At 62.7% G+C, this 22,268-nt stretch carries 16 protein-coding genes; 8 read left to right on the forward strand and 8 right to left on the reverse strand.

The window, feature by feature from the left end; translation table 11 throughout:
• Positions 1 to 895 precede the first annotated feature (895 nt).
• The 5 genes from fdnG to AAZU54_RS08780 all read left to right on the forward strand — a co-directional run bounded on the left by fdnG (position 896) and on the right by AAZU54_RS08780 (position 7,402).
• The gene (fdnG, locus tag AAZU54_RS08760) at positions 896 to 3,946 is read left to right on the forward strand and encodes a formate dehydrogenase-N subunit alpha (protein WP_186554526.1); all 3,051 of its coding nucleotides are present in this window, start codon (positions 896 to 898) and stop codon (positions 3,944 to 3,946) included.
• Positions 3,947 to 3,959: 13 nt separating this feature from the next.
• Positions 3,960 to 4,841 carry a formate dehydrogenase subunit beta gene (fdxH, locus tag AAZU54_RS08765; protein WP_186554525.1) on the forward strand — a complete coding sequence of 294 codons (882 nt, stop codon included), beginning with the start codon at positions 3,960 to 3,962 and terminating at the stop codon, positions 4,839 to 4,841.
• Positions 4,841 to 5,473, forward strand: a complete 633-nt coding sequence (locus tag AAZU54_RS08770; protein ID WP_186554611.1) for a formate dehydrogenase subunit gamma — start codon at positions 4,841 to 4,843, stop codon at positions 5,471 to 5,473. The genes fdxH and AAZU54_RS08770 overlap by 1 nt, the downstream gene beginning before the upstream one ends.
• Complete coding sequence (gene fdhE / locus AAZU54_RS08775) at positions 5,470 to 6,378, forward strand: formate dehydrogenase accessory protein FdhE (protein WP_434727009.1); 909 nt, start codon at positions 5,470 to 5,472, stop codon at positions 6,376 to 6,378. Before AAZU54_RS08770 ends, fdhE begins: the two co-directional genes overlap by 4 nt.
• A 148-nt stretch (positions 6,379 to 6,526) precedes the next feature.
• Positions 6,527 to 7,402, forward strand: a complete 876-nt coding sequence (locus tag AAZU54_RS08780; RefSeq protein WP_186554523.1) for an AEC family transporter — start codon at positions 6,527 to 6,529, stop codon at positions 7,400 to 7,402.
• Positions 7,403 to 7,630: 228 nt separating this feature from the next.
• On the opposite strand, the gene AAZU54_RS08785 is transcribed toward AAZU54_RS08780, so the two are convergent.
• Together AAZU54_RS08785 and AAZU54_RS08790 are read right to left on the reverse strand one after the other, a co-directional pair.
• Positions 7,631 to 8,263, reverse strand: coding sequence for a hypothetical protein (locus AAZU54_RS08785; RefSeq protein WP_186554522.1), 633 nt, complete (start codon positions 8,261 to 8,263; stop codon positions 7,631 to 7,633).
• A 256-nt stretch (positions 8,264 to 8,519) separates the two neighbouring features.
• On the reverse strand, positions 8,520 to 10,433 hold the full coding sequence (locus tag AAZU54_RS08790; protein WP_434727010.1) for a hypothetical protein: 1,914 nt from the start codon (positions 10,431 to 10,433) through the stop codon (positions 8,520 to 8,522).
• Positions 10,434 to 10,820: 387 nt separating this feature from the next.
• Between AAZU54_RS08790 and AAZU54_RS08795 the strand changes: the two genes are divergently transcribed.
• Positions 10,821 to 11,957 carry an acyltransferase family protein gene (locus tag AAZU54_RS08795; protein ID WP_434727011.1) on the forward strand — a complete coding sequence of 379 codons (1,137 nt, stop codon included), beginning with the start codon at positions 10,821 to 10,823 and terminating at the stop codon, positions 11,955 to 11,957.
• 51 nt (positions 11,958 to 12,008) lie between these two features.
• Positions 12,009 to 13,073 (forward strand): acyltransferase family protein, encoded by a 1,065-nt coding sequence (locus AAZU54_RS08800; protein ID WP_434727012.1) that lies wholly within the window; start codon positions 12,009 to 12,011, stop codon positions 13,071 to 13,073.
• Here AAZU54_RS08800 and AAZU54_RS08805 read toward each other — a convergent pair.
• The 6 genes from AAZU54_RS08805 to AAZU54_RS08830 all read right to left on the reverse strand — a co-directional run bounded on the left by AAZU54_RS08805 (position 13,064) and on the right by AAZU54_RS08830 (position 21,566).
• A complete protein-coding gene (locus AAZU54_RS08805) occupies positions 13,064 to 14,221 on the reverse strand; it encodes an HlyD family secretion protein (RefSeq protein WP_434727013.1) in 1,158 nt (385 codons plus the stop codon). The two genes, AAZU54_RS08800 and AAZU54_RS08805, sit on opposite strands and share 10 nt — an antisense overlap.
• A 5-nt stretch (positions 14,222 to 14,226) precedes the next feature.
• Positions 14,227 to 15,867: an MFS transporter gene (locus AAZU54_RS08810; RefSeq protein WP_312155400.1), complete on the reverse strand. Its 1,641-nt coding sequence runs from the start codon at positions 15,865 to 15,867 to the stop codon at positions 14,227 to 14,229.
• Positions 15,868 to 16,444: 577 nt separating this feature from the next.
• Positions 16,445 to 17,467, reverse strand: a complete 1,023-nt coding sequence (locus tag AAZU54_RS08815) for an XdhC family protein (RefSeq protein ID WP_434727014.1) — start codon at positions 17,465 to 17,467, stop codon at positions 16,445 to 16,447.
• A gap of 15 nt (positions 17,468 to 17,482) precedes the next feature.
• Positions 17,483 to 18,835 (reverse strand): c-type cytochrome, encoded by a 1,353-nt coding sequence (locus AAZU54_RS08820; RefSeq protein ID WP_434727015.1) that lies wholly within the window; start codon positions 18,833 to 18,835, stop codon positions 17,483 to 17,485.
• A 20-nt stretch (positions 18,836 to 18,855) separates the two neighbouring features.
• Entirely contained in the window at positions 18,856 to 21,099 is a 2,244-nt protein-coding gene (locus AAZU54_RS08825) for a xanthine dehydrogenase family protein molybdopterin-binding subunit (protein WP_405129108.1), read from the reverse strand.
• Positions 21,099 to 21,566, reverse strand: a complete 468-nt coding sequence (locus AAZU54_RS08830; RefSeq protein ID WP_186554513.1) for a (2Fe-2S)-binding protein — start codon at positions 21,564 to 21,566, stop codon at positions 21,099 to 21,101. The genes AAZU54_RS08825 and AAZU54_RS08830 overlap by 1 nt, the downstream gene beginning before the upstream one ends.
• Positions 21,567 to 21,769: 203 nt before the next feature.
• Between AAZU54_RS08830 and AAZU54_RS08835 the strand changes: the two genes are divergently transcribed.
• Entirely contained in the window at positions 21,770 to 22,249 is a 480-nt protein-coding gene (locus AAZU54_RS08835; protein ID WP_434727016.1) for a DUF1348 family protein, read from the forward strand.
• The last annotated feature ends 19 nt before the right edge of the window (positions 22,250 to 22,268 follow it).

Here is a 22,268-nt window from a genome sequence, read left to right on the forward strand (position 1 = left end):
CATTCTTTATCGGCGCTTTGGTGGAAGGGGTGGGGCGATGTCTCCCACGGTCTGTACTGCTGCGAACAGTCAGAATCGGGCATTTAGTCCCACCACCCCTTCAAGTCTAACCATACAAGCGGGCTTGCCCCGCGATGACGTCCGACAATCCACCCCATTTGTCACTATCGCCAGATAACGCCAGCCCAGGCGCCGCCACTAACTTCGCGCCTTCAGGAACCCGAAGCGCAGCGTAGGGCCGGGATGGTGGAGCGCAGAATTTTTTGGTTACTTTTTTTTCGCCTGAAACAAAGTAACCCGCCGTAAGGGCGGAAGGTGCCAGTGGCATCGCCACATCCAATGGATAAGCTCGCAGCCCAAGAGTCCAAGAGCGTGCAAGACCATTACCCCAAACGTCTAACTAAAGACGATGCTTTTAAATATCTACTGCGAAAGTGAGAATTATTCCGCCACCTACTTTGGTCGTATTGAGTTGCACGCTTAGTTACAGGGTTGAGCGATTTCTTGATCCAGATCATTACAGTCAGCAATTATTTTAGCTAATCAGCCCGTTGATCGATAAAACTTATCAAATGATCGAACGGGTCAATTGGCTCACTTGTTGTAGGGTCATTACAATGGCGGGCGCGTGCTGATTTGACGCATGGGGCGGGTAGAAAATTAGCCGGCCTCTTCGCGGAAAAGCCCGGCCTACTGGGGTTGTAGCGTCAATGAACGCTACGCGACCTTTGTGGGAGCAAGCCGGCCCGCGAAAAGTAAACCGCCGATTTCGACAACTAACGCCGCGTCGGCCTAACACTCCGTCCACGGACTTTTTCACACTTCATAACAGAGTGGCCCACGCCACCGCGCCTACTTGCCTGTGATTAACCCGGGCCTGCATGAGGAGAAATTCATGGCACTTGGCAGACGACAGTTCTTCAAACTTTGTACCGCCGGTGCGGCGGCAGCCACCACTGTTTCGCTCGGCTTCGGCCCGGCAGTGGCCAATGCCAGCCAATCTCGCCAGTACAAACTGCTGCGCGCCAAGGAAACCCGCAACAACTGCACCTATTGCTCGGTCGGTTGCGGCATCCTGATGTACAGCCTGGGCGATGGCGCGAAAAACGCCAAGGCGCGGATCTTCCACATCGAAGGCGACCCCGATCATCCCGTAAGCCGCGGCTCGCTATGCCCAAAAGGCGCTGGCCTGGTCGACTACATCCATAGCGAGCAACGCCTGCTGTACCCCGAGTACCGCGCCCCAGGCTCGGACAAATGGCAGCGGATCAGCTGGGACTATGCCATCGACCGCATCGCCCGGCTGATGAAGGATGACCGCGACGCCAACTTCATCGAGAAGAACGCCAAGGGCGTCACGGTCAACCGTTGGCTGTCGACCGGCATGCTCTGCTCTTCGGCAGCCAGCAGCGAAACCGGCTCGCTCGACCAGCGCTTCACCCGTGCCCTGGGCATCCTTGGCACCGATAGCCAGGCGCGGGTGTGTCACGCGCCGACCGTTTCCGCCCTGGCGCCGACCTTCGGCCGTGGCGCGATGACCAACAACTGGGTCGACATCAAGAACGCCAACGTGGTGCTGATCATGGGTGGCAATCCGGCCGAGGCGCACCCGGTGGGCTTCAAGTGGGTGATCGAGGCGAAGATTCGCAACGGCGCCAAGGTCATCGTCGTCGACCCACGGTTCAACCGCAGCGCCTCGGTGGCGGACATCTACTCGCCCGTACGCGCCGGCTCCGACATCACCTTCCTGATGGGCATGGTCAACTACCTGCTGACCCACGACCGCATCCAGCACGAATACGTGCGCGCCTACACCAACGCCTCGTTGATCGTGCGCAGCGACTACAGCTTCGATGATGGCCTGTTCAGCGGCTACGACGCCAAGAGCAAACGCTACGACCGCAGCTCCTGGGCCTATGAATTGGACGAGCACGGCCACGCCCGCCGCGACCTGAGCCTGAGCCACCCGCGCTGCGTGTTCAACCTGCTCAAGCAACACGTCAGCCGCTACACCCCAGAAGTGGTCAGCCAGATCTGCGGCACGCCCATGGACGACTTCCTGGAAATCTGCGAGATCATGGCCAGCACCAGCGCGCCGGACAAGACCGCGACCTTCCTCTATGCCCTGGGCTGGACCCACCACACCACCGGCGCGCAGATGATCCGCGGTTCGGGGATGATCCAGTTGCTGCTGGGCAACATCGGCATGGCCGGCGGCGGCGTCAACGCCCTGCGCGGGCACTCCAACATCCAGGGCTACACCGACCTGGGCCTGCTCTCGCAGCGCCTGCCGGGCTACATGAACCTGCCGTCCGATGAGCAGACCACGCTTGCCACCTACCTCAAGCAGACCACGCCCAGTGCCCAGCTGCCCGACCAGGTCAACTACTACCAGCACACGCCCAAGTTCTTCATCAGCCTGATGAAGAGCCTGTACGGCGACAAAGCTACCCGCGACAACGACTGGGGCTTTGACTGGCTGCCCAAGTGGGACGACAGCTATGACGTGCTGAACTTCTCCAACCGCATGTACGAGGGCAAGGTCAACGGCTACATTGCCCAAGGCTTCAACCCGATTGCCGCTTTCCCGGACAAGAACAAGGCTGCCCAGGCGCTGGCCAAGCTCAAGTTCCTGGTGATCATCGATCCGCTGGCCACCGAGACTTCGAGCTTCTGGCAGAACCACGGCGAGTCCAACGATGTCGATCCTGGGCAGATCCAGACCGAAGTGTTCCGCCTGCCATCGAGTTGCTTTGCCGAGGAGAATGGCTCGATCGTCAACTCCGGGCGCTGGCTGCAATGGCACTGGGCAGGCGCCGCGCCACCCGGCGAGGCCTGGCATGATGGCAAGATCCTCGGCCACCTGTTCATGAAGCTGCGCGAGCTGTACCGCACTGAAGGCGGCGCGTGCCCCGAGCAGGTGCTGAACATGGCCTGGGACTACAAGAATCCCTACGACCCTGACCCGGAAGAAGTGGCCAAGGAGTCCAATGGCTACGCCCTGGCCGACCTGCGCGACGACAAGGGCAACCTGATCTTGCGCAAGGGCCAGTTACTGGACAACTTCGGCCAGCTGCGCGACGACGGCAGCACCATGTGCTTCAACTGGGTCTTTGCCGGCTCCTGGACCGAGGCTGGCAACCAGATGGCCCGGCGCGACAATGCCGACAGCGGTTTGGGCTGCACCCCGGGCTGGGCGTGGGCCTGGCCGCAGAACCGGCGGATTCTCTACAACCGTGCCTCGGCCGACCCGCAGGGCAAGCCGTGGGATGCCAAGCGCAAGGTCATCGGTTGGGACGGCAGTCGCTGGAGCGGCATCGACGTGCCCGACTTCCCGGTCAACATCGCCCCGGGCACCCAGACCAACCCGTTCATCATGCTCCCCGAGGGCGTGGGCCGGCTGTTCTCGGTCGGCGCCATGAACGATGGGCCGTTCCCGGAACACTACGAGCCGACCGAAAGCCCGCTGGCGCAAAACCCGCTGCACCCCAATGTCAGCAAGAGCCCCACGGCGCGGCTGTACGACAGTGACCGGGCGCGCATGGGCGACCGTAAAGAATTCCCTTATGTGGCGACCACCTACTCGATCACCGAGCTGTTCCGTCACTGGACCAAGCACTCCAAGCTCAACGCGATCATCCAGCCCGAGCAGTTCATCGAGATCGGTGAACTGCTGGCCAAGGAAAAGGGCATCGTCCAAGGCGACCTGGTGCGGGTCACTACCAAGCGGGGCTATATCAAGGCCAAGGCGGTAGTGACCAAGCGGATCCGCCGCCTGCAAATCGACGGGCAGCCGGTCGACACCATCGGCATCCCGTGCCACTGGGGCTATGAAGGCGCGACCCGCAAGGGCTTCCTGGCCAATACCCTGACCCCTGGCATCGGTGATTCCAACACCAACACCCCGGAATACAAGGCGTTCCTGGTGAACGTGGAAAAGGCCTGACGGAGCGACTGACATGTCCCTGCAATCCCAAGACATCATCCGCCGTTCGGCGACCCACGCGTTCACCCCGGCGCCGCGCGCGCGCGATCACCAGGCCGAAGTGGCCAAGCTGATCGATGTGAGCATCTGCATCGGCTGCAAGGCCTGCCAGGTCGCGTGCAATGAATGGAACGACCTGCGCGATGAAGTCGGCCATAACGTCGGTGTCTACGACAACCCGGCCGACCTCACCGCCGATACCTGGACCTTGATGCGCTTTGATGAGCACGAGAACGAGGCGGGCAAACTCGAGTGGCTGATCCGCAAGGATGGCTGCATGCACTGCGCCGACCCTGGCTGCCTGAAAGCCTGCCCACAACCGGGCGCGATCATCCAGTACGCCAATGGCATCGTCGATTTCCAGTCCGAGCACTGTATTGGCTGCGGTTACTGCGTGGCCGGTTGCCCGTTCGATGTGCCGCGCATCAGCAAGAAGGACAACAAGGCCTACAAATGCACGCTGTGCGTCGACCGGGTGACGGTCGGCCAGGAGCCCGCCTGCGTCAAGACCTGCCCGACCGGTGCGATCAACTTCGGCAGCAAGGCCGACATGCTGGTGCAGGCCGAGGAGCGCGTTACCGAGCTGCACGGCCGCGGCTTTGCCGGCGCGGGTATCTATGACCCGCAAGCGGTGGGCGGCACCCATGTGTTCTATGTGTTGCAACACGCCGACAAGCCGCAGCTGTACCACAAACTAAACCCAGATCCGCGCATCAGCGGCGCCATCGAAGGCTGGAAAGGCTGGCTCAAGCCAGTGGCTGCGGCAGCGTTCTTCGCCACCCTCGCCGGTACGGTGTTCCACTACATCGGCGTTGGCCCTAACGAAGTCGAAGAAGATGAGAAGGAGAGCGCATGATGAACAAGGACAAACTGATCCTGCGGACCCGCTTCATCGACCGCGCCAGCCACTGGTTCATGGTCATCTGCTTCTTCATGGTGGCGCTGTCGGGGCTGTCGTGGTTCTTCCCGTCGCTGAACTGGCTCAACGGCGTGTTCGGCACGCCACAGCTGGCGCGCATCCTCCACCCGTTCCTGGGGGTGGTAGTGTTCGTGGTGTTGATGTTCCTGTTCGTGCGCTTTGTGAAGTACAACCTGCCCGAGCGCCAGGACGCGATCTGGTTTCGTAACGTCAAGACGGTGCTGGCGGGCGATCACAGCAAGCCCTTGCAGATCGGTAAATACAACGCCGGGCAGAAGATCCTGTTCTGGGGAATCATGGGCCTGATCAGCCTGTTGATGCTCAGTGGCGTGGTGATCTGGCGGCCGTGGTTTGCCGACTATTTCAGCATCCCGTTGATTCGCATCGCGCTGTTCACCCATGCCGTGGCCGGGATCTCGCTGATCTTGCTGATTATTGGCCACGCCTACCTGGCGTTCTGGGTCAAGGGTTCGATCCGCGGCATGGTTACCGGTTACGTGTCGCGTAGCTGGGCCAAATCGCACCACGACCGCTGGTACCAGCAGATTTCCAAGAGTGACAAGAAATGAGCAGCATCAAGTTAACCCCCGTGGAGCAGGCCAGCGGCGGCGTGGGCGAGATCAGCGCCTTGTTGCTGCCGCAGCTGCGCAACCACTACGGCCAGCGTGCGGCGCGTTTGCGCCAGTTGGCCGAGGGCCATGATCAGGCTGCGTACCTGGCATTCGCCGCGCGCATTGCCCAGGCCCAGCAGGCGCTGTTGGACAACCTGCCGGTGCCCGACGAAGAGCTGCAGACCCTGGCAGGGCGGGTAGGCGAGGGCGCGCCACTGGATGTGCGCAGCCTGCCGCGTTCGGCCTATTGGCAGGCGCTGCTCAAGCAGTTGCTGGAGCACCTCACGGCCGATGCCAGCGCGCCCGTGGCTGCCGCATTGCGGAGCATTGCCAGCATGACTGCCGAGCAGCGTGAAACCTGCGCAGAGCATTTGCTGCACGGTCGCTACGACCAGGTTGGCAGTGGCCAGGCGGTGTTCTTCTGGGCGGCGCTGATGCTCTACTTCAGCCAGCTTGCTGCGGCCTTGCCGGCCAGCGCCCAGGCGGCTGTCGGCGAGCAGCGCCAGTATTGCCCGGTGTGCAGCAGTGCGCCGCTGGCCAGCGTGATCCTCACCGGCAAGCGGGCCGGCCTGCGTTACCTGCAGTGTGGATTGTGCGAAAGCCGCTGGCATATGGTGCGGGCCAAGTGCAGCAACTGTGAAAGTACGGGCAAGCTCGACTACTGGTCGCTGGATCGCCAGGACAGCGCGGTGAAGGCCGAGAGCTGTGGCGACTGCGAAAGTTACCTGAAGGTGTTTTATTACGAGCATGATCAGGGGCTGGAGCCGGTCGCCGATGACCTTGCATCCTTGCTCCTGGATGCTGAGCTTGAGCGCGAAGGGTATGCCCGCAGCAGTATCAATCCGTTTTTGTTCCCGGGTTGAAGGGTTGACCGATTCATCGCTATCGCGGGCAAGCCCCTACAGGGTTTGAGGTATTCGGGTAGAGGCGGGCTTGCGCCGCGGTGGCGAGGGTGCGGCATAATGCTGACTTTTCGGCCGATCAGTCTGATCGCCACGGAGGGCATGCTGCATGCTGGCTTCGCTGTTCGCTGTTCTGGCTCCGGTGTTCATCGTCGCAGGCATCGGCTATGCCTGGGCCCGCAGCGGTATCGACTACCCGACCGAATTCATCGCCCGCATCGTCATGACCGTCGGTACCCCAGCCTTGGTCTTGTCGACCCTCAGCCGGACCAAACTGGACCAGAGCGCCTTCACCAGCATGGCCCTGGCCTGTGTGCTGTGCATGGCAGGCATGGCCCTGGCGGGCGTCATTGTCAGCCGTCTGTGCGGGCGGGACTGGCGGGTGCTGCTACCGGCGTTCATGTATCCCAACACCGGCAACATGGGCTTGCCGGTCAGCTTGTATGCGTTTGGCGAGCACGGCCTGGCGCTGGCGGTGGCGTTCTTCCTGACCTTGTCGATCTTCCAGTTCACCCTGGGTATTGTGCTTTCCGGCAACGCCAGCTCGGTCAAGGCGATGCTGCGCAACCCGATCGTGATCAGCCTGGCCGGGGCGATGCCGATCATCTTCTTCAACCTGGAGCTGCCGCGCTGGCTGGCCAATACCGCAGATCTGCTGGGGGGCATGACCATCCCGCTGATGCTGCTGACCTTGGGGGTGTCGCTGGCCAGCATTCGCCTGCATCACGTCGGCAGCGGCATGCTGCTCGGCGGCCTGCGCATCGTGCTGGGTGGGGCAGTGGGCTGGGGCGTGGGCGCGCTGCTGGGGCTTGAGCACATGGAAAAGGCGGTGCTGATGGTGCAGTCCTCGATGCCGGTGGCGGTATTCAACTACCTGCTGGCGGTGCGCGCCAACCGCTCGCCGGAGCAGGTGGCGAACCTGGTGATGTGTTCGACGGTGTTGTCGTTTGTCTGGTTGCCGGTGGTGCTGGCCTGGTGGCTCTGAGGGAGGGCGTTGCCCTGTGCTCAAAAAACGCTTCGCTCCACCATCAGTCCCGCCGTGGCGGGATCCCCTCGCGCCGGCGCGAAGGGACCCGTAGCGCAGCGCAGGGCCGTATGTAGGAGCGAGCGGTTTTGCTTACTTCTCCCAAGAGAAAAGTAAGCCGCCGTAAAGGCGGAAGGGGCCAGTAGCGCCGCCACCTCAAACGGATAAGTTCGCAAGCGGCCCTGGGCATCACTTGGCAATCAATCGCTCATGCACCCAGCCGTTGTTGGTCAGCACCATCGCGCGGGTTTCCTTCAAGGGTGCCTGGGCACTGGCAACCACTTTGTCCAACCCAGAGAGGTTGGCCTTGACGCCATCATTGGCCGTCCACGGCGGCAGGTCGGTGATCGTGTAGGCGTAGGTCACTCGCGAGATTTTCTGCCCCATCATCTCGCCCGGTTCAGTGTACTGATCGATCCCGGTCACTTGCGCCTTGCCAAAACACAGCCCCCCGACGGTCTTGCCATTCATCAGCTTCTGGCCATCGGCCTTGTAGTACTTGCGACCTTCGTCAGTCAGGTCATAGGCGTAGTAGATGTCGGTACGCGCTGGCTGCCAGAGGCGCTCGGGGACTTCAGTGCGAGAGATCTCTTTCTCGCTGACCACACCCACCTGGGCCAGGGCATGCAGGGCCTTGTTGGTGCCGTTGACGTCGAAGTCCTTGGTTTTGGTCGGGAACGAGCTGACCACGAAACAATGCGGGTACTGGGTGTCGAGGTAGGCTTGGGCGGCTTGCCGGAAGTTGGCTTCGGTGGCGTCCTTGGTGTCCGAGCAACCGGCCAGGGTGGCCAATAGCGCTAGCGGTACGAGCGTCCTGTACATGGTCGTGCGTCCTTGAATAGCGGAGTGCGAAAAGATGCCGGAATGACCGGTGGGTCGGGATTAAAACCCACGCGCTAGAGGGGCGCAATCGTGGCAAGACGGCATCGGGACGCATTTGGCAAAGCGTTGCTGCGCGCAGTGCAGGGTAGTTTTGTGGCTAACCCTAGCCTCATTCATACCCACACCCGCAGTTCACTCGGCACCCGTGCGCTGCAGCGCTTGAATCAGCGCCCCAAGGCACTGCTCAGGATCAGGCTCAGGACGCCCGCCAGCTCAAGGCGAACAAGGTCTGGGCAGGGACTTGGAAGTGAATCTGTCCGCCTGTGCAATCGACCGCTGCCGGGCGGCTGCGGCTGTCGGGGCCGAACAGACTCAGTGAAGGACAGGCGCGACCGACACCTTGCAGGGTCACGTGTTGCTGACGCTCAGCCTTGTTCACGCCGAGCACGCTGCGCTGGCGGTCGCGGGCCATGGCCAGGGCATCCACCTCGAAGGCGCTGTTGTCCATCCGTTGCACCTGATCGAGCCAGTGCGCCTGGATGAACTGCTGGGCAAGGCCGACGGGTTTCAATTCGAAGCGGTCTTGGCCGGGCAGGCGAATCATGCCCTTCATGTGGTCGGGATCATCTGCCGCCTGGAACCAGTTGAGCATGTCGAGCAGGCCATCCTGAGCCGAATTGATCGCCACCGAGGCCCACCATAACGAGGCGAAGTGGGTTTCCTGTTCGTAGGGGCTGACACTGGGGCCTGGGGAAATGTTGGTCTGGTCGAGCAGCAGCGCCTTGCGTGGCCGGCCCTCGGCGTTGATACCGACCACTTCAGCGGCGCGCCGCACGCTGTCGCGGTAGACGCGGGTGGCCAGCAGGTCGCGCACCATCCATTCGTGCCAGGCCAGGGCGTCGATCTGCGGCTCGGACTCCTTGAGCATGCGCCGCGCCCAGTCGATCCCGCGGTGCTGCTCACCGCGTGTGGTGAACGGGCCGTTGACGAAGCGCGAGCTGGCTGGCATGGCGATCCGCACCCCGGCCTCGCGCGCACCCGGGTAGGCGCGCACGTGTCGGTCCATGGCGTCGAAGTAGCGCTTGTAGGTGGCGTAGTCGGGGTAGTTGTAGTTGGGCTCGTCGGCAAACGACAGGTAGTGGGTGCCCTTGCCGCCCAAGGCTACGGTGGCCGCCAGCCAAGCGTCCAGGCCGGCCAGGCTCTGGCTGTTGGCTTGCAGGTCGTTACGGCGCTGGCTGGCGACCATCAGGGTGATGTTCAGGTTGATGCCGGCTTGCTCCAGGTAGAAGCGTCTGAAGGCATCTTCGTAGTGCGGGCGGTTGGCGAGGATGTCGACTGCGGTATAGAAACCGCCAGCGCGTGGCTTGAGCGTCTCCAGGGCGCCCCGGCTGGCCGGCGGTGGTAACAGGTAGGGCAGGGCCAGGCCCAGGCGCGGGGTGGGGCCGAGCATTTCCTTGTGCAGCTGCAGTTCGGCACGCCCTGGATCCTGGCGCAGTGGCTGCAAATGTTGCGCACGTTGGGCGAACAGGTTGGCCGTGCCGTCCAGCCAGAACGCTGCCTTGCCGCTGCCGTGAAGGCGCAAGCGCCAGACCTGTTCGGTGGCGCTGACTGGCAAGGCGGTCTGGTCGTAGCGTGGATAGTCCTTGTAGGCCTTGAGCTTGAGGGTGACCTGGGTGCGGTCGCCCAGGCGCTCGGCCTGCAGGCTGTTGACCCCGCCGAAGTACTTGCCTGCCAGCACCGCCCGCTCACCGGCAGCGACTTTGAAGTACAGCTCGACGCCATTGGGCGTTTCGGCGCTGAAGTGCACCTTGGTCGGGGAGAACAGCGCTACGGTGTTGTCATCGTGCTCGATGCGATAGCTGCGAAAACTGTAGCCAGGTACCTCCAGGCGGTAGGCGGCGGCGCTGGCCGGTAACGCCCAGACCTGCTGGCCACGGCCTTCGCTAGCGGCAATGAAGCGTTCGCCACGCAAGCGCCCCTGGCCATCGAGCAGGTACAGCCGCTCTTCGTTGGCGTTGGTCTGCCAGGCCGGCACCCAGCTGACCCGCACGCTATCGTCGCGTGCCGGCTGCAGGTACAGGCTGCCATCGCGAATATCGCCCCAACGCATGGGGGCCGCCTGGGCCAGGGTGCTGAATGCGCAGATCAAAACCGCCAGCGTTCGTTTCATACGAGCCCTTGCCTGGATGGGTTACCCATTAGTGAAATGGCCTTGGGCCATTATCTGCTGCACAACAATAGCCGGGTTAACCTTCAATGGTGTAACGCCGGTGTTGCATGCGATAAACGGTAGGCGCTTTACGCCAGCGCTGAAGGGCTGCTTTTATATTTAATTGTTGGATTTGATTTCAGTTTTTTACGCCGCGTTTTTTTGACGCGTTAAAGCGTCAAATTAACTTGGCATGAGCGGTCCTTGCTCTTTATTAGCGTGATGCTAACGTGACATCGTCTAACGAAATTTAGGTGATCAACCGCGATGCCAAAAGCCTGGCGCCGGTTTTTTTCAAGGCTTCGTTAGACCTGATCCAGAAGGGGTAATCAAGGAAAGGGCTTGGCTATGAGCGCGCAAGGGCGTTTCCATTCGCTGGACAGCTTCCGCGGCCTGTTTGCCCTGTCGGTGGTCGGCTATCACCTGCGGGTCAGTGGCAGTTTTACCGAGCTGGCGTTCTTTCGCCATGCCGAAGTGTTCGTGGCATTCTTCTTTGTGCTCAGTGGATTTGTCCTGGCGCACGCTTACGGCAATAGCGCGCAGTTCAACTTTCGCCGGTTCTTTATTTCGCGCACCTTCCGCTTGTTGCCCCTGCACCTGTTCATGCTGGCGGTATTCATTGTTTTGGAAGGCGGTCGTTATATTGCTTTTCAACAGGGCATGGAGTTCAACAATGCGCCGTTTACCGAGCGCTATGCGCCTGCTGAAATTCTGCCCAATGCACTGTTGCTGCAGTCCTGGACCCATTGGACCAACCCCTTGTCGTTCAACTACCCGTCCTGGAGCATCAGCATCGAGTACTACACCTACATGATCTTCGCCTTGCTCTTGAGCATTGCCGCTGGCCTGCGCCAATGGGTGTGGGCGGCATTGGTGGTGGCAGCACTGGGGCTGATGCATGTGGGTAATGGCTTGTTCACTATCGAGGCATTGCGCGGCTTGGCTTACTTTTTCACCGGCTGCCTGATCTACACCCTGTACCTCAAGCTTGCCCACTTCGAACGCCCCGGCTTCTGGCTGATGTCGCTGCTGGAGGTGATTGCCGTGGCGGCCGCCTTGCTGTTCGTGGTCAGCGACTTTGAAGCCAAGGCCTTGGTCGCCAGCCCGCTGTTCGGCAGCATCATCCTGATCTACGCCTTTGACGGTGGCGCAGTAGCACGCGTGTTGACCGGGCGCTGGTTTGCCTTGTTCGGCAAGTTGTCCTACTCCATTTACCTCACCCACGCGGCGATCCTGTTTTGCGTGGTGTCGGCGTTCATGCTGATCAAGAAGCTGATCGGCATCGATATCGCGCCGATGATCGACGGCACGCGTTACCTGGATACCGGCAGTGCACTGCTGAACAACCTGGTGGCGTTGCTGGTAGTGGCGATGGTGGTGCTGGTGTCGATGTTCACTTACCGCTACGTGGAAATGACCGGCCAGAACCTTGGCCGCGCACTTGCCAACAGACACGCGAATAAAAGCCCGGTGCTGGAGTCGTAAACCGGCTACGTCGCGCTACCGCCTCCCGAGGCTGACTGAAAGGATGTGGCCATGACCTCCGTTGCCCTGGCTCCGGCTGACAAGCTGGACAGTATTCAAATGCTGCGCGCCATCGCCGCGCTGGCGGTGGTGTTCTTCCACCTGCCGCTGTTTCGCAATGGCGATTGGGGCGTAGATATCTTCTTTGTCATCAGTGGCTTCATCATGGCCATGGTCACCACCCCGTCAGGCAGCCATTTCTTTACCAAGCGCCTGATTCGGGTGGTGCCGTTGTACTGGCTGGGCACGATCGGGGTGTTTTGCGTGGCGTTGGTATTGCCCAGCCTGCTGGACAATACCCGAGCGGACTTGACCGGCCTGGTCAAGTCGTTGCTGTTCATTCCCTACCAGAAGGGCGAGTTCGTGCAGCCGCTGCTGTATCTGGGCTGGACGCTGAACTTCGAGATGTTCTTCTACGCCGTGTTCGCCCTGTCCATGGCGATCAGTCATCGTTATCGGTTGTTGATCTGTTCGGGCTTGCTGCTGGGGTTGGTCATGCTCGGTCAATGGCTGACCTTCGAGAGCCTGTTGGCCAGGTTCTATACCCAGCAGATTCTGCTCGAGTTTGTCCTGGGCATGGGCTGCTATGTGCTATATGCACGTACCGCGAGCTGGCGCGCAGCGCCGGGCGGCTCGGCTGGGCGCGCCGCGCTGGTGTTGATTGGCTTGCTCGCCCTGGCCTATATGCCGTTGTCGGCCAGCCTGGGCGAGGACGTCGGGCGTGGAGTGGGGCGCGGGATACCGGCTGCGCTCATCGTCATCAGCCTGGTGCTGGGCTTGTCGCGAACCAGCTTGCCCAAGCTGCTGGTGCTGATCGGGGACGCCAGTTACTCGCTCTACCTGTTTCACCCGTACATACTGAAGGTGTTCAACAAGGTGTTCCACGTGTTCGATGCGCCGGGTGTGCTGGCTTATGTGATGGTGCCGGTGAGCATTGGCCTGTGCTGCGTGGTGGCAATCGCGGTCTATCGGCTGGTCGAGTTGCCACTGACCGGCTGGTTGCGCGTGCGCCTGATCGACCGCCGCACAGTGTGTGGCGCTACGCCGGTAGCGCCAGCGGGCAATGCTCAATCGTGAGCGGGATGTGCCTGCTCTGCGTGCTCGCGGGTATCGATGCTGACCACCACCGACATTCCCGGGCGCAGCCGCTGTGCCTCGGGCTGATCGGCGTCGACCGTGATCCGAACCGGGATCCGCTGGGCGATCTTGACGAAGTTGCCGGTGGCATTGTCAGCCTGCAACAGGGCGAACTCTGAGCCGGAGGCTGGCGAGATCTGCTGCACATGGCCGTAGAGTTTCAGGTGGTCCAGGGCATCCACGGTAAAGCTCACCGGTTGGCCGATGCGCACCTTGGCCATCTGCGTTTCCTTCATGTTGGCGATCACCCAGCGCGCGTCGGGCACTAGGGCCATCAACTGCGCCCCGGAATTGACATAGGCCCCCAGACGCGTGCCGATCTGCCCCAGCTGGCCATCACGCGGCGCGGTTACCCGGGTGTTGTCCAGATCGATGCGCGCCAGCTCCACGGCGGCCTTGGCGTTCTCTACCGAAGCCTCTAGCGCTGCGCGGTTGACGATCACGGTTTGCAGGTCCTGGCGGGCGATCTCCAGGGCGGCCTTGGCTTGCGCCAGGCTCGCTTGGGCAGCGGCGTGGCTGGCGCGGCTGACGTCCAGCTCGCGGCGCGACACCGACCCGTCGCTGACCAGCGCCTGGTTACGGCGCAAGTCGGCCTGGCTCTTGTCGGCCTGCGCTGCGGCATCGGCGATCGCCGCCTGGCGTTGGGCGATGGTGGCCTGGGCGCTGTTGCGCTGTTGCAGGTTATTGGCCAACGCCGCTTGCTGTTGTTGCAGTTGGGCAATCGATTGGGCCAGGCGCTGTTTGTAGATGCGGTCGTCCAGGCGCACCAGCAGGTCGCCGGCCTTGACGAATTGGAAGTCATGCACTGGCACTTCGACGACGTAGCCGGCCAGTTGCGGGCCGATGATCGTCACCAGGCCGCGCACCAAGGCGTTCTCGGTGCTTTCGATGGCGCTGCTGAAGGGTGGCAGGCGCCAGGCGTAGAGCACCAGCAGGATACCGGCCAGGGCCACGCCGGCAAAGGTCATCGAGGACAGCACGCGCACCCGCCGCGAACGTGCGGGGCTGCTCGGTTCGTTGGGCGGGGTGAGGCCTTCCGGGGTTTCGGCGATGGCGGTGGTAGAGGTGGTCGGTGTCTCTTGAGTCATCAGGTTCAAGCGCCGCTGGTGGTGTCGGAAGGGCGTGCTGTGCGAGTCGTGTACCAGACCCAGAGGCTGCGTAGCAAGATCCACAGCATGGTCAGCACGGCAATCGTGCCGATCAACATGAACACATCGTTGTAGGCCAGCACATTGGCTTCGCGGGTGGCGGCATTGGCCAACAGGCGGGTGCCGACTTCGCTGCGCAGGCCGGGGTCGGCGATGATCCCGGCATAGCCGCTGCCGCCGCTCTGCACCCTGGCGTTGACCAGCGGTTCGAGCCGGCTCAACTGCTCGGCGAGGTTGCTCGAATGAAACTTCTCGCGCACGGTCTGGAAGGTGCCTAGCAAGGCCGCGCCGATCAAGCCGCCGAGGTTGTTACAGATGCCGAACATCACCGAAAAACTCACCAGGTTGCGTGGGTTGGCGCGCACATGGCTGATGCCCAAGGCCATCGACGGGCCGAGAAAAAACGTGCTGCCGAAGGCCAGCATGAACTGGCTCAGGTACATCTGCGCAGGTCGGGTCAGGTTGCTTGAGCTACTGTCCATGAACGCCCCGCTGGCCATTAGCGCGAGCGAGACGAACAGCGGCATCACCAGGTGCTTGGGGTTGATGGTCAGGGCACTGGTGGCAAGCCCGGCGACCGCGCCGAGCAACATCACCCAGTACAGGCTGCGCAGTTGTTCGTTGCCCAGGTTCAGGGTTTGCAGAAAGCCCACCGCGCCGGTCGATTGCTCGGAGGTGACCATGCGGATCAGGATCACGCACAAGGCCAGGCGGATCACTGCCGCGCTGCCTAGCCAGCGGGTCATCAGCAGCGGGTTGCTGCGGTTGTGCTCGATCGCCAGGCCCGCGCAGATCAAACCGATCGCCGCTGCCAGGGCGACGCCGATCCATGGCGCATCCAACCACCAGTCGATACGCCCCAACGACAGGGCGGCGCAGAGCAGGGCGGTGCCGCTGGCCATCAGCGAGAAGGTGAGAAAGTCCAGCGGCTCGAAGGTTTTGAAACGGTCACCCGGGGGCAATTTGAGCAGCAACACGCAGCCCAATGCGGCCAGTGCCAAGCCCAACTCGAACATGTACAACCCGCGCCATTCGGCGATTTGCAGTAAATCTTCGGAGAACACCCGGGCCAGCGGTACGGCCAACTGCGAGGCGCCCAGGCCTAGTACCATGGCCTTCAAGCGCCACTGCGCAGGGAAGGCCTGGATCATGTAGTACAGGCCCAGTGAGCTCAGCGCGGCCCCGACCATACCGTGCGCGGCCCGCACGGCAATCGCCGAGTTGAGGTCGTTGACGAACAGGTGGGCGAAGGTCACCAGTGCGTAGAGCACCAGGAACACCTCGGTGAAGGCGCGCAGGCCGAACTGCTGGCGGAACTTCACCAGCAACAGGTTCATCGACACGTTGGTCATGACGAACGCCGCCGGTAGCCAGGCCATCTCGGCGGTGGTGGCGCCCAGTGCGCCCTGCAGGAAGGTCAAGTTGGCGGTGACCAGCGCGTTGCCCAGGCCGCCGGTGATCGCCACTAGCAAACCGACGGCGCCGTAGGCCAGGCGTGTGCCTGGGGCGTGCAGGGGGGTCGACGGAGAGCCGGGCAGGGTGGGTTTTTCGTGGGGCAGCCACTGGCGGGGGGTGTATTTGTCCATTGCAGGTACGGGGGCCTGGTTCGCGTAGGCAAACTCTACGCGAGCTGCCTGGCAAAGGAAATTTTCAGATGGGCGATTGATCCTGAGCGGATGGGCTTAGTTCCGGCCTCTTCGCGGGCAAGCCCGCTCCCACAGGGTTCCGGTTGTTCTCGGGGGCAGTGGGTGCTCAGGTACAGGCTGCTGCACTCAGGTCTCTTGGCAGGTCAGTATTTTATTAGCTTCAACCGGACCCCTTTGGGGGGCGGCTGTTCTCGGGTTCAGTGGGTATCCAGGTGCAGGCTGCTGTATTGAGGACCCTTGGCAGGTCAGCATTTTATTAGGTTCAACCGGGCCCCTGTGGGAGCAGGCTGTTCTCGGGGTCAGTGGGTGTTCAGGTACAGGCTGCTGCACTCAGGTCTCTTGGCAGGTCAACACTTTTCAGGTCCAGCCGGGGCCCTTTGGGAGCAGGTTGTTGCCGGGTTAGGTGGATATCCAGTGCCAGGCTGCTGTACTCGGGTTCCTTGGCAGGACAGCACTTTTCAGGTCCAACCAGGACCCTGTGGGAGCGGGCTTGCCCGCCAAAAGTACGACGCCGCTTTCAGCCGGCAAGCAATTGCCGCTCCTTGGCCCGTTTGGCATGGGTCACCGACACTTCGCCGGGCAACGCCACGTTGTTCTTTACCGCAAGAATCTCGGCCATGACGCTCACGGCAATCTCCGCCGGGGTCTTGCTGCCGATGTAGATGCCAATAGGTCCGTGCAGGCGCTTGAGCGAGGCTTGGGTCTCACCAAAGTGCTCGATCAAGCGCTCGCGGCGTTGCTGACTGTTGCGCCGCGAGCCTATGGCGCCAATGTAGAACGCCGGGCTATGCAGCGCTTCGAGCAAGGCCAGGTCGTCGAGCTTGGGGTCGTGGCTCAAGGCCAGAATGCAGGTGCGCACATCAGGCCGGAAGGCCCGCACCACATCGTCCGGCATGCCGACCAACTGCTCGACCCCAGCAACGTTGCAGGCCCCCATGTACTCGGGCCGGGGGTCGCAGACGCTGACTTTGAAGCCATTGAACTGGGCCATGGTGGCGACGTACTCGGCCAACGCCCCGGCGCCGATCAACAGCATGCGATAACCGGGGCCAAGGGTGCTGATCATGTACCGACCATCAAAGCTGAACTGATCCGGGCTGGCGCTAGGCTCAAGGCGCACTTCACCGCGGGACAGATCCAGCGTGCGCCGCGCCAGCTCGCCGGCATCGAGCCGAGCCAACAGCTGCTCGAGCAACTGCTGGCAAGGATTGAACTCCAGGATCAGCTCCAGGGTACCGCCACACGGCAACCCGAAACGGTGCGCCTCATCCGCGCTGACCCCGTACCGCACCACCTGGGGCAACCCTGGGGCAATACCCGTGCCGCCATAAACTCGGGTGTAGCGGTGGATCAGATCATCTTCGATGCAGCCGCCCGACACGCTACCGACCACCCGGCCGTCCTCGCGCAGCACCATCATCGAGCCTACCGGCCGTGGCGAGGAACCCCAGGTGCGCGCCACCGTAGCCAACAACACCCGCTCGCCGGCAGCCAGCCAGTCGCGGGCGCTACGCAGGACCATCAGGTCAATGCTCTCCATCCCGTCGCCTCCTGTTCAGCGCATCTGCAAAATGATCGGGCTGGCACTGGCAGGCCCGGTGTGTTCGCGCAGCTTGGCTACCTCTTGCGCCTGCACAGCGCCGCCATGATTGCCCCAGGTGCTGCGCACGAAGCTCAGCACATCGGCGATCTCGCGGTCGCTCAACTGCTCACGAAACGCCGGCATGCGGTAAGCGTCCGGTACCCCGGCAGTGACCACCCGTTGCGAGCCATTGAGGGTGATGTTGATGGCCGAGGCAGTTTCCTTGGCCAGGGCTGAGGTGGCACCGGCAAGCGGCGGCATCCACTCGGCCTGGCCACGGCCCTCCAGGCCATGACAGGAGGCGCAGACGGTGACATAGGTATGTGCACCCGGCGCTTGCAGGCGGGTAGCCGCCGACACCGCCTGGTACTGCCAGGGTTGCCCATCACGCTGGGGATCGCCGGGCAAGGATTTCAGGTAACGGGCGATGGCCGCCAGATCATCGTCGCTCATGAACTGGGTCGAGTTGTTGAACGCCTCGGTCATCGAGCCATAGACCACCGCATGCTGGTTACGACCGGTCTTGAGAAAGCGCACGATGTCCGCCTCGCTCCAGCGCCCCAGGCCGGTATTGGGGTCATTGCGCAGGCTGGGCGCGTACCAGCCATCGAGCAAGGCCCCGGCGACGAACGCGCTGCCATGCTCGCTCAGGGCCTTTTCGTTGAACGCCAGGCCGCGCGGTGTATGGCAACTGCCGCAGTGGCCGGGGCCTTGGACGATGTAGGCGCCACGGTTCCACAGCGGGTCTTGCTCGGTTTTTGCCGCGTACGGGGCAGCATCGGTGAAAACGCCATTCCACAGGGCAATTGGCCAGCGCAGGTTGAGTGGCCAGGGGATTTCCCCCGGTTTATTGGGCTGCTCGGCTGCCCGCACGCCTTTCATGAAGAAGGCATACAGGGCACGCACATCATAGTCACTGAGCTTGGCGTAGGAGGGGTAGGGCATTGCCGGATACAGCCGGCGCCCTCCAGGCGCGACCCCGTGCCGAACCGCCCTGTCGAAGTCCGCCAGGCTGTAAGCGCCAATGCCATGGCTGGCGTCGGGGGTGATGTTGGTGGCATAGATCGCCCCCAACGGCGTCGCCATCTTCAGCCCGCCGGCAAAGGGTGCGCCTTCGGGCAGGCTGTGACAGGCCACGCAGTCGCTGAGCCTGGCCACGTATTCGCCGCGTTGGATCAGGGCTTGATCCACAGTGGCCTGGCTGCTGGCTTGCGCATCGAACGGTGAGCCAGGCTCACGGGTGACATACCAGGCCAGCAGGCCCGCCGCGATCAGGCACGGTACGGCCAGCAAGCCTAGGGTTCTTGCAGTTGATTTTTGCGTCATGTGCAGGTCGTCCTGGCCAGCTAGCTGAAGGTATAGCGCGACAGCGGCATGCTACGGATGCGCTGGCCCGTCAGCCGCGCCACCGCATTGGCCACCGCCGGGGCTACGGCAGGCAAAGGCGGCTCACCGATCCCGCCCATCTTCTCGCCGCTTTCGACAATGCGCACATGCACCCGCGCCATACGCGCTGCAGGCAGGATTGGGTAGAGGTCGTAGTTGCGCGCGCGCGGCTTGCCGTCGACATACACCGCTTCCTCCAGCAGCACCTGGGACAGGCCCAGGGCCACTGCACCATTGACCTGCGCCTCGACAATCGCCGGGTTGACGATGCTGCCGGGGTCGATCGCCTGCCAGATGTCGTGGACCCGGACCTGGCCGTTTTCAATCGACACCTCGGCAATCACTGCCGCCTCGGAGCCGAACGGCGAGGCCATGGCCACGCCGCGGGCGCGCTTGCTGCCATCCTCGGCCGTGAACGGGCCGCGCTTCCAGCCGCCCGACAGCTCGCCCACCGCTTCGAGCAGGGTGCTCAAGCGTTGGTTGTCGCGCAGCAGGCGTCGGCGCAGTTCGAACGGATCCTGGCCGCCTTTATCGGCCAGTTCATCGAGGAAGGCTTCGTAGAAGAAGTCGTTCATCGAGTTGCCCACCGAACGCCAGTAACCGAGCATCGCCGGGCCTTTGACATAGACCTGCGCGATGCGCCGGTTGGCGATGGCGTAGGCTTTACCAGACAAACCTTCCAGGGCAGTGGGGTCGATCTTCTCGGCTTGCTTGCCAGCGATCGCCTCGGTCGGCCCTTCGGTGGCGCTGACTGCCTCAATGGCTACCGGCAGGCCATCGGCATCGAGCCCGGCGCGGAACTTGACCACGGCCATGGGCCGCAGCACATCGCGCAAAAACTCTTCCTCGCGGCTCCAGATCAACTTGATCGGCCGGCCGACCGCCTTGGCCAGGGCGATGGCTTGCGGGTAGGGGTTGGCGCTGTCGTAGAGGAAGTGCCGGCCAAAGAAGCCACCCAGCAGTGGCGAGTGCAGGGTGATCTGCGCCGGATCCAGGCCGGTACGCTTGGCGATGTCGGCGCGGAACATGTCTGGCGCCTGGTTGGGCAGCCAGACCTCCAGCGAGCCATCGGCGTTGAAGCGTGCCAAGGCGGAGGGCGGCTCCAGTTGCGCGTGGTTGAGAAACTGGTTGTGGTAGGTCGCCTCGACCTTGGTCTTGGCGCCGTCCAACGCTTTGGCGAAGTCGCCTTGTACTTCTTCGTCACGCGCAGGGCTGGTCGCGCTGCTTAGTCGTTCACGGAAACCCTCGGTGGAAAAATCTGCCGGCATGGGTCGCACCGGGGTGTCGGCGGCCGGCTCCTGCCACTGCACCTGGATCGCCTCCACCGCACGCTTGGCATGCCACCAGCGCTCGGCGACCACGGCCACCGCGCCGGGGAGTTGATGAATCGAATGCACCCCTGGCATGGCCTTGACCTGGGCTTCATTGCGCAGCTCGCCCACCGTCATGCCCAGGCGCGGGGCGTGTTGCACGGCGGCATGCAGCATGCCGTCGAGTTTCAGGTCGATGCAGTACAGCGCCTTGCCGGTGGATTTGTCGTAGGCGTCGACGCGCTTGACCGGCTTGCCGATCCAGCGGAATTGGCTGGGGTCACGCAGTTGGATGCTGGCCGGGTCGGGCACTGGCAGGTCCATCGCCTGGCTGGCCAGCTCGCCGTAGCTCAGCGACCGGCCTGAAGCTGCATGCAGCACCCGGCCCGGTTCGGTGCTCAGCTCGCTGACCGGCACTCCCAGCCGCTCGGCGCCGGCCTGCAGCAGCATGGCCCGCGCCAAGGCGCCGAGGCGGCGCATGGTGGGATAGCTCATGCGCACCGACATGCTGCCGCCGGTGATGCGCATGCCGTTCTCCATCACCACGTAGGCCTCGCCAGGCGGCGCGGCCTCGACCAGGAAGGTCGCAGGATCGGCGTCGAGCTCTTCGCCGACGATCTGCGCCATGGCGGTGAAGGTGCCTTGGCCACCCTCCATGAACGGGCTGAGCAGGCGAATGCTGTTGTCCGGGCGAATCTCCAGGAACGCCGGTACCTGGGTACCCTGGGCCGGTGCTGTAGCGGCCGCGGCCTGAACCCGCGAGACGCCAATCGGCAGGCCAAAGCCCAGCACCAACGCGCCGATTGCGCTGCCGGCCAAAAAGCGCCGCCGTGAGAGGTTGACCGGCTGATCCAGCTGCAACAGGTCGGCCGGGTAATCGACGGGCGTGTTCATCAGGCATTCTCCTGTTGAGCAGGCTGTTCGGCCAAGGCGTGCACGGCGCTGTGGATCGCGTTGTAGGTGCCGCAGCGGCACAGGTTGACCATCGCCGCGGCAATTTGCTCATCGCTGGGCTTGGGGTTGTGCTTGAGCAGTGCGGTGGCCGCCATGACTTGCCCGGATTGGCAGTAGCCGCATTGGGCAACTTGCTTTTCTACCCAGGTCGCGACCACCCGCTTGCCAACCTCGTCCGCTTCGATGGCCTCGATGGTGGTGATCTCGCGCCCAACCACCCCGGCCACCGGGGTGACGCAGGCACGCACCACATTACCGTCGACCAGCACCGAACAGGCGCCGCATTGGGCCAGGCCGCAGCCGTATTTGGTGCCGGTCATGCCCAGATCATCGCGGATCACCCAGAGCAGGGGGGTATCCGCTTCTGCATCGACCTCGTAGGTCTTTTGGTTGATTCGAAGCTGCATGGCTCACCCGTAATCAGTCGGTTGGTTGATCGATCTTTAGTTTTGTCGCGCCGCGCAGCTGGCTCTGCGCGCACCCTGCAGAAAACCTAGCACAGGGCCAGGCGTGCAGGTTTGCACGATCCTGCCGAGATCCGGTCAATCGGCACGGGACTGTGAAGTTGGGCTAATTTGGTTGAGTGCTTCAAACACTCAGGAGAACCGCCATGACACCCGCTACCAGCACCCGCCCGCCATTGCCGCCGTTCACCCGCGAATCGGCTATCGAAAAAGTGCGAATGGCCGAGGATGGCTGGAACAGCCGTGATCCGAAGAAGGTGGCCACGGCCTATACCCTCGACACCCAGTGGCGCAACCGCGCTGAGTTCATTCATGGCCGAGACGAGGTCGAGGCGTTTCTGACCCGTAAATGGAATAAAGAACTCGACTACCGCCTGATCAAGGAACTGTGGGCCTTCAGCGCCAATCGTATTGCCGTGCGTTATGCCTATGAATGGCACGATGATTCGGGGAACTGGTTTCGCTCTTACGGCAACGAGAACTGGGAGTTTGCCGACGATGGGCTGATGGCGGTGCGCTTTGCATGTATCAATGATCTGCCCATTCATCCCTCGGATCGCAAGTACCTCTGGCCGCTGGGGCGGCGGCCGGATGGTCATCCGGGGTTGTCTGAGTTGGGGCTGTAGAATGGGCGATTGTTGTTGT

Origin of the sequence: Pseudomonas sp. Je.1.5.c (assembly GCF_051129895.1) — a bacterium.
Lineage (GTDB): Bacteria > Pseudomonadota > Gammaproteobacteria > Pseudomonadales > Pseudomonadaceae > Aquipseudomonas > Aquipseudomonas urmiensis.